This is a genomic window from Rhodobacter lacus (assembly GCF_042683065.1).
GTDB classification, from domain to species: Bacteria; Pseudomonadota; Alphaproteobacteria; order Rhodobacterales; family Rhodobacteraceae; genus Rhodobacter; species Rhodobacter lacus.
On record NZ_JBHUIX010000013.1, the window covers coordinates 48624 to 59934 of the forward strand.

The 11311-nt window shown below is 64.6% G+C and carries 10 protein-coding genes and 1 pseudogene; 2 read left to right on the forward strand and 9 right to left on the reverse strand.

Features of this window, described 5'->3' with window-relative positions:
- Positions 1–138: 138 nt before the first annotated feature.
- Entirely contained in the window at positions 139–1299 is a 1161-nt protein-coding gene (gene carA / locus ACFSM0_RS12440; protein WP_377390823.1) for a glutamine-hydrolyzing carbamoyl-phosphate synthase small subunit, read from the reverse strand.
- Between the two features lie 169 nt (positions 1300–1468).
- Between carA and ACFSM0_RS12445 the strand changes: the two genes are divergently transcribed.
- Entirely contained in the window at positions 1469–1921 is a 453-nt protein-coding gene (locus ACFSM0_RS12445; protein WP_377390825.1) for a GatB/YqeY domain-containing protein, read from the forward strand.
- A gap of 70 nt (positions 1922–1991) precedes the next feature.
- On the opposite strand, the gene ACFSM0_RS12450 is transcribed toward ACFSM0_RS12445, so the two are convergent.
- From ACFSM0_RS12450 to lipB, 4 genes and pseudogenes are all read right to left on the reverse strand, one after another.
- Positions 1992–2420: a DUF6691 family protein gene (locus tag ACFSM0_RS12450; RefSeq protein ID WP_377390827.1), complete on the reverse strand. Its 429-nt coding sequence runs from the start codon at positions 2418–2420 to the stop codon at positions 1992–1994.
- Positions 2420–2860: a YeeE/YedE family protein gene (locus ACFSM0_RS12455; RefSeq protein WP_377390829.1), complete on the reverse strand. Its 441-nt coding sequence runs from the start codon at positions 2858–2860 to the stop codon at positions 2420–2422. Before ACFSM0_RS12455 ends, ACFSM0_RS12450 begins: the two co-directional genes overlap by 1 nt.
- 256 nt (positions 2861–3116) lie before the next feature.
- Positions 3117–3530 carry a c-type cytochrome gene (locus ACFSM0_RS12460; protein WP_377390831.1) on the reverse strand — a complete coding sequence of 138 codons (414 nt, stop codon included), beginning with the start codon at positions 3528–3530 and terminating at the stop codon, positions 3117–3119.
- A 113-nt stretch (positions 3531–3643) separates the two neighbouring features.
- Positions 3644–4345 (reverse strand): annotated as a pseudogene (lipB, locus tag ACFSM0_RS12465) (lipoyl(octanoyl) transferase LipB); the annotation flags it as partial.
- 138 nt (positions 4346–4483) lie between these two features.
- On the opposite strand from lipB, the gene ACFSM0_RS12470 reads away from it, so the two are divergent.
- Positions 4484–6319, forward strand: a complete 1836-nt coding sequence (locus ACFSM0_RS12470) for a peptidoglycan-binding domain-containing protein (protein WP_377390833.1) — start codon at positions 4484–4486, stop codon at positions 6317–6319.
- 239 nt (positions 6320–6558) lie between these two features.
- Here the strand turns inward: ACFSM0_RS12470 and ACFSM0_RS12475 are convergent, their stop codons facing one another.
- The 4 genes from ACFSM0_RS12475 to ACFSM0_RS12490 all read right to left on the reverse strand — a co-directional run bounded on the left by ACFSM0_RS12475 (position 6559) and on the right by ACFSM0_RS12490 (position 11240).
- Positions 6559–7509, reverse strand: coding sequence for an ABC transporter permease (locus ACFSM0_RS12475; protein WP_377390835.1), 951 nt, complete (start codon positions 7507–7509; stop codon positions 6559–6561).
- Between the two features lie 13 nt (positions 7510–7522).
- Positions 7523–8788, reverse strand: coding sequence for an ABC transporter permease (locus ACFSM0_RS12480; RefSeq protein WP_377390837.1), 1266 nt, complete (start codon positions 8786–8788; stop codon positions 7523–7525).
- A gap of 91 nt (positions 8789–8879) precedes the next feature.
- Entirely contained in the window at positions 8880–9953 is a 1074-nt protein-coding gene (locus ACFSM0_RS12485) for an ABC transporter substrate-binding protein (protein WP_377390839.1), read from the reverse strand.
- 183 nt (positions 9954–10136) lie between these two features.
- Positions 10137–11240 carry an ABC transporter ATP-binding protein gene (locus tag ACFSM0_RS12490; RefSeq protein WP_377390841.1) on the reverse strand — a complete coding sequence of 368 codons (1104 nt, stop codon included), beginning with the start codon at positions 11238–11240 and terminating at the stop codon, positions 10137–10139.
- Positions 11241–11311 lie beyond the last annotated feature (71 nt).

Below are 11311 nucleotides of genomic sequence, written 5' to 3' on the forward strand. Positions count from 1 at the left end.
GTGCCGGAACTTTGGTTAAGAAGCGGTTAATACGAAAGCGCGCCCGCCCATCCTTTCGGGGTGGCGGGCGCGCTTTCGCGACGGTTCATGAAATCTCAAGCATTTTCAGCGCCGCGCCGTGCGGCTTGGGGGCCCCGGTCAGCGCCGCGCGGCCATTGCGGCGGCGAAACGCTCGAAAAGATAGTAGCTGTCTTGCGGGCCGGGGCTCGCTTCGGGGTGATATTGCACCGAAAACACCGGGCGATTCTCCAGCGCGATGCCGCAGTTTGAGCCATCGAACAGGCTCACATGGGTCTCGTTCACCCCCTTGGGCAGGGTTTGGGCATCGACCGCAAAGCCATGGTTCATCGAGGTGATCTCGACCTTGCCGGTGGTGAGATCCTTCACCGGATGGTTCGCGCCGTGATGGCCGTGGTTCATCTTGATGGTCTTGGCGCCGAGCGCCAGCGCCAGCATCTGGTGGCCAAGGCAGATCCCGAACACGGGGAGTTCGGTCTCGAGCACGCCCTTGATCATCGGCACGGCATAGGTGCCCGTGGCCGCCGGATCGCCCGGGCCGTTCGAGAGGAACACGCCCTCGGGGTTGAGCGCCAGCACCTCTTCGGCGGTGGCGGTGGCGGGCAGCACGGTCACGTCACAGCCCGCCGAGGCGAGGCAGCGCAGGATGTTGCGTTTTGCGCCGTAATCGATGGCGACGACCTTGAAGCCGGGTTCGGAGCGTTTGCTGTAGCCCTCAGGCCAGGCCCAGCGTTGCTCGTCCCAGTGGTAGCTTTGCGCGCAGGTGACATCCTTGGCGAGATCAAGGCCCACAAGGCCTTTCCAGTCGCGCGCCTTTTTCACCAGCGCCTCGATGTCAAACACGCCCTCGGGGTTATGCGCAATCGCCACATGCGGCGCGCCCTGCTGGCGGATCGCGCGGGTCAGGCGCCGGGTATCAATGCCGCCGACGCCAATCCGGCCCCGCTTCACCAGCCAGCCAACAAGATGTTCTGCCGCGCGCCAGTTCGAGGGCTCGGTCGGATCCCATTTCACCACCAGCCCCGCGGCAACCGGCTCGGCGGTCTCGTCATCCTCGGGGGTGACGCCGACATTGCCGACATGGGGGAAGGTGAAGGTGACAACCTGCCCGGCGTAGGACGGGTCGGTCATGATCTCCTGATACCCGGTCATCGCGGTGTTGAAGACCAGCTCCGCGACCGTCTCTCCGGTGGCGCCAAAGCCGCGGCCATAGAACAGTTGCCCATCTGCGGTGGCAATCAGCGCGGTTGGTTTTTCCGACGGTTGATGGCTGATGGGCATGGCGCGACTCCCCAAGATAAATTCGGCCGAACCTACGGGGCCGGGCGGGGGGCGTCAAGGCTTTTGGGAAAATGATGAAATCCAATGAAATCATGCGCTTGCGCCGGTTGTGCCGGGCGGCGCTTCGGGCTAGAGTGGCGGCTCTGAGCAATCACGGATGGGGCAGAGCATGCGCGAAAAGCTGGCATCGGCGCTGAAAGAGGCGATGAAGGCCAAGGAGGCGGCGCGGCTGTCGACGCTGCGGCTGATCAATGCGGCGATCAAGGACCGCGAGATTGCGCTGCGCGGCGCCGGCGACGGGGCGACCGTTGGCGATGCGGAGATCCTCGCGATCCTCGGCAAGATGGTGAAGCAACGGCAGGAATCGGCGCGCGCCTATGAAGAGGGCGGGCGGCTTGAACTGGCCGAGAAGGAGCTTGCCGAGGTTGCGGTGATCGAGGAATTCCTGCCGCGCCAGCTTTCCCCCGAAGAGGTGGAGGCGGCGATCACGGCGGCAATCGAAAAGCTTGGCGCCAATTCGATCCGCGACATGGGCCGGGTGATGGCGGAGCTCAAGGCCGCCCATACCGGGCAGATGGATTTTGGCGCCGTCGGGCCGATGGTGAAAGCGCGACTCGGCTGAGCCGGCACGCCCGCGAGAATAAAAGAGGGGGGCGCTGCCCCCCTTTTTCATGCGCCGCGCTGTTTTACGCTCAGGCGAGGGCCGGGCTGTGGCGCGCGGCGAGGAAATGCCAAAGCCCCATGCCGACGAGCATCGCCGCGGTGAAGCTTGCCCCCGCAAGGCCGGACCAGCCGAGGCTCGCAATCGCCGGGCCGGGGCAGAGCCCCGCAAGCGCCCAGCCGAACCCGAACAGGGCCGAGCCCAGGCCGAGCCGCGCGTCGATGCCTTTTTCGGGCGGCGCGGGCAAGGGGCCACCGGTGAGCGCGCGCGGCATCCGCGCCGCGATCCGCCAGGCGATCAGCATCGGGATCATCGCGCCCGCGAAGACAAAACCGAGCGTCGGGTCCCAGGCCCCGGCAAGGTCGAACCAGCCCTGAACCTTGCCCGGCTCGGTCATTCCCGAGAGCCAGAGGCCAAGGCCGAAAAGGGCGCCCGAGAGGGTCCAGATCACGCGGCGCATCAGAGGGCTCCCAAAGTGGAATGGGCGATGTGATAGGTGACAAAGCCGGTGCCAAGCGCGATCACGGTGGCGAGGATCGAGCGCCGCGAAAACCGCGTCATGCCGACGACACCGTGGCCCGAGGTGCAGCCATTCGCCATCCGCGTGCCGAGCCCCACCGCGAGGCCCGCAAGCACAAGCACCGGCAGCGAGGCCTGGCTGTGGAAGGCGGGCGCGCCCCCGATCAGGGCGGCGATGGCCGGCACGAGGGCGAGGGCGGCCACAAAGGCGGCGAGATCGCGCGCATCCGCGCCGCGGCTCTCCCGCGTGACAAGGCGGCCAAGAATGCCCGAGGCGCCAAGAATGCGGCCATTGCCAAGCAAAAGCACCGCGGCAGAGGTGCCGATCAGCACTCCGCCCGCGAGGCCGAGAAGATGGGTTTGGGTGAAGAGAGGCGGCATGCGAGGGGCTCCGGTGGGTCCCTTGTCAGATCGCATTTGCACCGGGGGGTTACAACCGGGGCAGAAAAACAAGGAGGCTGTCGGCGGGCCGCGGCGGCGGGGCCGAACGGTGGTGCGGCTTGGCGCGCCGGGGCGGGGGGCCGTTCCGGCGCTTGGGCGGGCAGGCGGGAAAACGTTCTGGCCCGGAGCTCGGATCGAGGCAAAAGAAAAGGGCCCGGTCGAACGACCGGGCCCCTTGGCGCCGGGGCGCCTGAACTTATTGCGCGACCGAGGCGAGATAGGCCGCGACGTCTTCGCCGCCCTTGGCGAGTTTGAACGCCATGCCCGATTTCGCCTTCTTGTCGTCAAGCTTGGCTTTGAGGAACTTCGCCGGATCTTTCACGTATTCGGCGATCTCCTCTTCGGTCCAGGCAAAGCCGGTCTCGCCGAGGGCGATGATCGAGTCCTTGTATTTGAACTCGGGGTAGGTGCCCGCGGTGCGGCCGACCACGCCATAGAGGTTCGGGCCGACTTTGGCGCCTTTCACGATCTCGGTCCCGTCGGGCGCGATGATCGAGTGGCAGGCCTTGCATTTCGAGAATTCTTTTTCGCCCTTGGCGGCATCGCCCTCAGCGAGCGCGGGCGTGGCCAGAACAAACGCGGCGAGGGTGGCGTAGAGGCTGATCTTCATCGCTGGATCCTTGGTCTGTTTGATGCTTTGTTGCCCGGCTTGGCCGGGATCACCAGGCAGTCTTGGTGCCCGCCAATCCCAATACCACAGGGCAAATGGTCGCGCATCTCACATTATGACGGATTGGTCACTATATCCTTGGGTTGGCCCGAAGCCTGCGGCGCGCCGAAGACGGTTTGGAAGGTCGCTTCCAGTGCCAGATCAAGATCTTCCATCGCCACCGGCAGCCCCAGATCAACGAGCGAGGTCACGCCATGCTCACGGATGCCGCAGGGCACGATGCCGGAAAAATGGCTCAGATCGGGCTCGACATTGATCGAGATGCCATGAAAGCTGACCCAGCGGCGCAGCTTCACGCCGATCGCCGCGATCTTGTCTTCGCGCGGGGCGCCATCGGGGCCAGGCCCCTTCTCCGGGCGCGCCACCCAAACGCCAACGCGGCCCGCACGAATCTCTCCGCGCACGTTGAAGGCCGCCAGTGCCGCGATCACCCAATGTTCGAGCGCCTGCACAAAACAACGCACGTCGCGCCCGCGCTTGTTCAGATCGAGCATCACATAAACGACGCGCTGCCCGGGGCCATGATAGGTGTATTGCCCGCCGCGGCCTGCCTCATAAACGGGGAACCGGTCCGGGTCGACAAGGTCTTCGCGCCGCGCCGAGGTGCCCGCCGTGTAAAGCGGCGGATGCTCGAGCAGCCAGATCGCCTCCTCCGCGGTGCCCGCGGCGATCGCGGCAACGCGGGCCTCCATGAATGCAAGTGCCTCCGGGTATGGCACCGGGGTCTCAGAGCGGATCCATTCTGGCATGACGTTTTCCTTTTCCTGTCGACGTAAAAGAACAAATCGCTTGCCTCAAGGCCGATTCTTGCGAAACAATCACGGAAGTTTGACAGCCTCGAGGGTGCGCCCTCTCGTCGCGTGGTGGCCCTTGGCCCGGAATTGGAGAGAGATATGAAAACCCATCATCTGCTCACAAGTGTTCTTGCCCTCAGTGTTGGAATGACCTCCGGCGCCCCGGTGCTCGCTGGCGGGAGCGACGTTGTCGGCGGTCTGATCGGCGGGATGATCGGCGCGGCCATCATCAACGAGGCGAGCCGCACCCATCAACCGCGCACCGTGCGCCGCAGCTCCTCAAGCTCTTCGGTCTCTTCGGCGACCCGCGAGCAGAACCGCGAGGTGCAGAATTCGCTGAACTATTTCGGCTATCCCGTGGGCACCCCGGATGGTGTTCTCGGCTCCAAATCGCGCGCCGCGATCTCGCAGTATCAGGCGCTGCTCGGCTATCCGGCAACGGGCCAGCTCACCGAGACAGAGCGCAACATTCTCGTGACCGCCTATAACCGCGCCCAACTCGGTGGGCCGCAGGTGCAAAACATCATCTCGACGAGCCCGCAGGGGATTCGCGGAATGCTGGTTGCGCAACGTGATCAGATGATGGGCGGGGGCGGGGCGGGCATGGCGTCTGCGGGCTATGCGGGCGGCACGATCGGTGGCCTGCCGCCCGAAGTTTCGGAGGCGGTGTTCGAGATTGCGCGCAACACCAATGTTGAACCGATGCAGCTGATGCAGCGCGCGGGCTTTGTGCAACTGGCCGACATGAACAGCGACGGGCGCACCGATTACCTGATCGACACCTCGGTCACCGGCTCGGGCTTCTGGTGCAACGGCCCGGCCTGCACGGTGCGGGTCTTCGCCTCGACGCCGCAGGGCTATCAGCGCAACGACTTCCAGGTCGCCAATGCGACGCCGGCCTCGTTCTCCTGCTCGCACGGCCTGTGCGAAGTGAAGAAAGACGGCGCGATGATGGCCGCGACCCCGGTGCCGATGCCGATGCCGAGCGCGCCGCAACCGCCCGCGATGATGGCGGCGCAGCCCGCGGCGCCGGCGCCTGCGGCGATGCCGAACTTCGCCGCTGCCGCGCCCGCGGCGCCGCCCGCCGCGATGCCGAACTTTGGCGCCTCGATGGCGCCGCCGAAGGTGACGCTGACGAGCTACTGCGCGGGCGTGCGCGCGAAAACCGGCGCGAATGGCGGGCCGCAGACCGTCGCGATGCTTTCGGATGCCGGCCAGGCGCTCGGCGAGCAATTCTGCGCCGTCTCTGCCGCGGCCAAGGCCGATGGCGATGCGATTGGCAAGCAGATTCAAGGCTTCACGCCCGAGCAGATCGCCACGCAATGCCGTGGCTTCGGGGCTGCGCTGAAGGATCAGGTGGCGCTGCTGACGACGACCCCGCGCGACGATATGGTCGCCTCGATCCAGGGCTGGATCGCGCAATCGGGGATGTCGCAAGATCAGCTCGTCTCGACCTCCAAAGTCTGCCTCTCGATGGGCTACGGGCTGGACGAGCCGGAGGTGGCCATCGCTTCGGCGCTTGTGCTGACCGGGGCCGGGCAGATGGTCTATGCCGAACTGCTGGGGCACCACCTGACCTCGGGCGTCGGCCTTGAGGCCCATCCCGATCTGGCCCTCGACTGGTATGATCTGAGCGGAAATGCGCTCTCTGTCGGCCAGACGCCGGTGTTCCTGCCCGAGCAGGCGGACCGCGCCGGTCTGATCAAGAAAGCGTCGATGGCGCTTAACGGTCGTGCGAGCCTCGTGCCGATGCTGCCGGTGCCGGTGGCGGCCCCGAGCGCAACCGCGCCTGCGATCCCGGCCTCCGCGCCGGCGGCCACCGTCTCGACGCAATCGGCGTCGGCCGCGGGCGGGCTTGCGGGCCTCGCCGGGCTGGCGGCGGGGGCGGCCAATATGGTCGCCACCGGCGCGGCACAACTGCCGACCCAACCCTGAGAAACGGGCCAGAACAGTCTTCAAAGGGGCGCTTTGGCGCCCCTTTTGCATGGCGTGCTCGGCCCGGCGATGGTTTGGCGCGGTGCGGCAGGTTGCGCCGCAGCGGGAGCCGGATCATGGCGCGGGGGGGCAGGCTGAGCGGGGCAGGCCGAGCGGGGCAGGCTGAGCGGACCGCACACGCCAAATGAAAAGAGGGGGCTGGCGCCCCCCCTTGCGTTTGTTGTGAACCGGCGGGCCGATCAGCTCGGCGACATGCCGCGGAGCCGTTCCGAGCGGCGGCGCAGCAGTTCAAGCACTGTCAGCATCGAGATCGAGAGCAACACGAGCAACGTTGCGACAGCGAGGATCGCGGGGGAGATCTGCTCGCGAATACCGTTCCACATCTGCCGCGGGATCGTTTGCTGGGTATGGTCGGCGATGAACAGCACCGCCACCACCTCGTCAAACGAGGTGACAAAGGCGAAGAGCCCGCCCGAGATCACCCCCGGCATGATCAGCGGCATCACCACCCGGAAAAAAGCGGTGCGGGGGTTGGCGCCAAGTGAGGCGGCGGCGCGCACAAGCGACTGGTCAAACCCCGAGAGCGTTGCCGTGACGGTGATGATCACGAAGGGAATGCCGAGCGCCGCATGGGCGAGGATGATCCCGGCATAGGTGCCCGCGAGGCGGCCCCATTCGAAGCCATCGGCGCCAACGTTGGGCACCCATTTGCCGGAGTAGAAGAAGAACATCCCCGTGGCCGAGATGATGATCGGCACGATCATCGGCGAGATCAGCACAGCGGTGATCTGCTTGCGGAACGGCATCTCGGGCCGGGTCAGGCCAAGCGCCGCCACCGTGCCAAGACCGGCCGAGAGCACCGTGGCGCAAACGCCGATGATCACCGAGTTCTTGGCCACCTGCATCCAGGTCGCATTGTGCCAGAAATCGAGCCAGAAGGCCATGTTGCGCGGCGCATCGGGTTCGAGCATGCCGAAAGTGATCAGCTTGTCATACCAGCGCAGCGAATAGCCGTCCGGGTTGAAGGAGACCATTTTCTCGGTGAAGGTGAAGTAGGGCTCGGCGTTGAAGCTCAGCGGGATGATGATGATGATCGGCGCGATCAGAAACACGAAGATCAGCGCGCAGAGCACCAGATAGGCGTAGTGCCACAGCTTTTCGAGCGGGCTTGCGTAGACGGGTAGGGCCATCGGTTTCGTCCTCTCAGCCGAGCTTCATCTTGTCGATGCCGACGAGCTTGTCGTAGATCCAGAAGAAGATCAGCACGACCACAAGAAGCTGTGCGGCAAGGGCGGCCGCGAGCGACCAGTTGAGCGATTTTTGCATGTGGAAGGCGATCATGTTGGAGATCATCTGGCCATCCGCACCACCGACGAGGGCCGGGGTGATGTAATAGCCCATCGCCAGAATGAACACCAAAAGCCCGCCCGCGCCGACCCCGGGCAAGGTCTGCGGCAGATACACCCGGCGGAACGCGGTCCAGGAGGTGGCGCCGAGCGACCGGGCGGCCCGCACATAGCTTGGCGGGATCGTCTTCATCACCGAGTAAAGCGGCAAGATCGTGAAGGGCAGCAGGATATGGGTCATCGCGATGATCGTGCCCATCTCGTTATAAATCATCTGGATACGGCCAGTCTCGTCGACCACGCCGAGCCAGACAAAGAGGTCGTTGAGCACCCCCTGGCTTTGCAGCAGCACCATCCATGAGGTCGTGCGCACCAGAAGCGAGGTCCAGAACGGCAGCAAAACAAAGATCATCAACAGCATCGCCTTGCGCATCGGCAGGGTGGCGAGCAAATGCGCGATCGGGAAGCCGAGCAGCAGGCACAGCGCGGTGATCTCGATCGACAGCTGCAAGGTGCGCCCCATCAGCTTCTTGTAGACCTGCTGATCCTTGGGAACGGCGGTGATCGCCCCGGTCTCGTCGCGGGTCATGTCATTGGCGGCGAGGTAGAAATCGATCGTGAACGGGTTCGAGGCCGAACGCAGCGCGCGCCAGATATTCGGGTTGCCCCAATCCTTGTCGAGCGCGATGAAAGCGTCCTTGTAGGGCGGTTCCATCTTTTCGGCCTTGCGTGCGGCACCGGTGAAAAGCGAGCGCGTGCCGGAAATGTCATAATTGATCCGGGTGCCCGCTTCGCCTGCGGTTTTCTGGTCCCGCATCAGCATCAGGTCCGAGCGGAGCGCGGCATAGGCGCTCTCGTCGATCTCCGACCCTTTGGGGTGCTCATCGAACCATTGCACCAGCGCCGGTGCGTTTTTCGAGAACCCGTCGTTATAGATGGATTTGAACAGCATCTGTCCGATCGGAACGATGAAGCTGATCATGATGAACAGGAAAAGCGGCGCCACCAGCATCAGGGCGCGGCGGCGGCGAACCGCAAGCGAGGCGGCCAGGGCGGCCTTGAGCGGGCGGCCATCCGCAGTGGTGAGCGGCCCGGTAGGAATCTGGGAGGAGGCGTCGGTCATTCGGTTCCCCGATCAACAAAAATGTTGCCGCCGCAGGGGATGCGGCGGGGAGATCGGGCGGGGGGTGCCCCCGCCCGGGGTGGTCAGACGATCAGCTCGCCAGCCAGGCGTTGAACTTCTCGTTCAGCTCGGTGTCGTGATCGGCCCAGAAGGTCGGGTCGGTCCAGATCGGCGCGGTCATGTTTGCCGGGTTGGTCGGCATGTAGGGCGCCATCTCGGTCTTGCCGTCCTGATACAGGCCGACGAGCGCGTTCGACGATTTGCGCGCCGGACCGTAGGAGATCCATTTCGCCTGATCGGCAAGGCGCTGGGTGTCGGTGGAGAAGGCGAGGAACTTCATCGCATCTTCCTTGTGCGGCGCGTCCTTCGGGATCACCCAGAGGTCGTAATCCATGTAGGAGCCGTCCCAGATGGTGCCGAAAGGTTTGCCTTCGGCAACTTCGGCGGCGAAGAAGCGGCCGTTATAGCCGTTCGTCATCACCACTTCACCATCGGCAAGCAGCTGCGGCGGCTGCGCGCCGGCTTCCCACCAGACGATGTCGCCCTTGATCGTGTCGAGCTTGGCAAGCGCGCGTGTCACGCCCTCGTCGGTGCCCAGCACGTCATAGATGTCTTCCGGCGCCACGCCATCGGCATAGAGCGCAAGCTCGAGCGTGCGCTTGGCCGATTTCAGCAGGCCGCGCTTGCCCGGATATTTGGCGGTATCGAAGAAATCGCCAACCGTGGTGGGCGGGGTGTCGCCGACCTTGGTCTTGTCATAGGCGATCACGGTCGCCCAGACGATGTTGGCCACCGCGCAATCCTGAATCGCGCCGGGCACGAAATCTTCGGTCGCGGGGGTGCCATCGGGGGCGGGGGGCAGGATCGACGGGTCGATCTCGGCCAGCAGGCCCTCGTCGCACATCTTGATCGCGTCCGAGAGTTCCACGTCGGCGAGGTCGATCGAGACGTTGCCCGCTTCCGACTGGGCTTTCACCGGGGCGGCGGGGTTGTCGGCGTCGATCGAGTTGATCTTGATCCCGGTCTCGGCGGTGAAGGGCTTGTGATAGGCCTCGACCTGGCTGACCGTGTAGGCGCCACCCCAGGACACCACGTTAAGCTCTTGCGCTTGCGCAGCGAAGCCCGTGGCGACCAGAGCAGTGCTCAGGACCAGAAGTTTCTTCATTTTGTTACTCCCTTGTTGATGAGTTTGTCGTCGTGATGCGTGCGGATGTGCCCCCGCTTTGCATCTGTCTGCTGTCTCCTTGCGCATCGGGCGCCTGCTCTTTGTCAGGGCTTGCCAGATGCCGGCAGATCCTCGGCCCGGGGCGCCGCCACCGGCGCGCCGGCAGCGGCCCGGGCCGCAGTCTTACATCGGATCGAGCGCGCGCGCGTCCGCCGGGTGCCAGCCAATTTTGAGCCGTTCACCGGGGGAGAGCTTGGTCTGACCGATGGTATTGCGTGATTTCATCACGAAATCCGTGGTTCCGGCAACCCGCATCCGGGTGCGGAAGATGTCGCCCATGTAGATCACTTCGAGCACTTCGGCTTCGATCATATGCGCGCCGGGCGGCATCATCTCTGCCTTGAACTCGACCCGTTCGGGGCGGATCGACACCAGCGTCTGCTGGCCCTTGTGGCGGATGTTGACCGGCGTTGCGTCGATCAGTTCCCCCGTTTCAAGCCGCACGAGGCAATGCTCCTCGCTCAATTCCTCGACCGTGCCGGGCAGCTTGTTGTTCTCGCCGATGAACTGCGCCACGAAGCTGTTTTTCGGGCGCTCATAAAGCTCATCGGGCGGGGCAAGCTGCTGGATCCGGCCATCGTTGAACACGGCCACCCGGTCCGACATCGTCAGCGCTTCGCCCTGATCATGCGTCACATAGACCACGGTGATCCCGAGCGTCTCGTGCAGGTGCTTGATCTCGAACTGCATATGTTCGCGAAGCTGCTTGTCGAGCGCGCCGAGCGGTTCGTCCATCAGCACAAGGCTCGGATCAAACACCAGCGCACGGGCAAGCGCAATCCGCTGCTGCTGGCCGCCCGAAAGCTGGGCCGGGCGGCGGTTGGCAAATTTGCCCATCTGCACCATGTCGAGCGCGCGCATCACTTTCGCCTCGCGCTCAGACTTGCCGAGCCCGCGCACTTCGAGCGGGAAGGCGAGGTTTTCGCCGACCGTCATATGCGGGAACAGCGCGTAATTCTGGAACACCATGCCGATGCCACGCTTGTGCGGCGGCATCTCGTTGATGTTCGTCCCGTCAAGCAGGATGCGTCCATTCGTCGCCGTCTCGAAGCCCGCCAGCATCATCAGGCAGGTGGTCTTGCCCGAGCCCGAAGGGCCGAGCATGGTCAAAAATTCGCCTTTGGCGATGGACAGGTTAAGATCTTTGACGACGAGGGTTTCGCCATCATAGCTCTTCTGGACATGATCAAAGACGACGAAGCCTTCGTCGGTCGGTGCAGCAGTCAATGCGGGCTCCCCGTGGTTTTTCTGGTTCGTTTGCTCCCGTGAGGCAACTAAAACAGCGCCTTCGAGATATT

Excerpts from the sequence above, each read along its gene's own strand:
- ACFSM0_RS12450 (WP_377390827.1), bottom strand. The coding sequence starts at position 2,420 with ATGCGCCGCGTGATCTGGACCCTCTCGGGCGCCCTTTTCGGCCTTGGC.
- carA (WP_377390823.1), bottom strand. The coding sequence starts at position 1,299 with ATGCCCATCAGCCATCAACCGTCGGAAAAACCAACCGCGCTGATTGCC.
- ACFSM0_RS12460 (WP_377390831.1), bottom strand. The coding sequence starts at position 3,530 with ATGAAGATCAGCCTCTACGCCACCCTCGCCGCGTTTGTTCTGGCCACG.
- ACFSM0_RS12485 (WP_377390839.1), bottom strand. The coding sequence starts at position 9,953 with ATGAAGAAACTTCTGGTCCTGAGCACTGCTCTGGTCGCCACGGGCTTC.
- ACFSM0_RS12445 (WP_377390825.1), top strand. The coding sequence starts at position 1,469 with ATGCGCGAAAAGCTGGCATCGGCGCTGAAAGAGGCGATGAAGGCCAAG.
- ACFSM0_RS12470 (WP_377390833.1), top strand. The coding sequence starts at position 4,484 with ATGAAAACCCATCATCTGCTCACAAGTGTTCTTGCCCTCAGTGTTGGA.
- ACFSM0_RS12455 (WP_377390829.1), bottom strand. The coding sequence starts at position 2,860 with ATGCCGCCTCTCTTCACCCAAACCCATCTTCTCGGCCTCGCGGGCGGA.
- ACFSM0_RS12475 (WP_377390835.1), bottom strand. The coding sequence starts at position 7,509 with ATGGCCCTACCCGTCTACGCAAGCCCGCTCGAAAAGCTGTGGCACTAC.
- ACFSM0_RS12480 (WP_377390837.1), bottom strand. The coding sequence starts at position 8,788 with ATGACCGACGCCTCCTCCCAGATTCCTACCGGGCCGCTCACCACTGCG.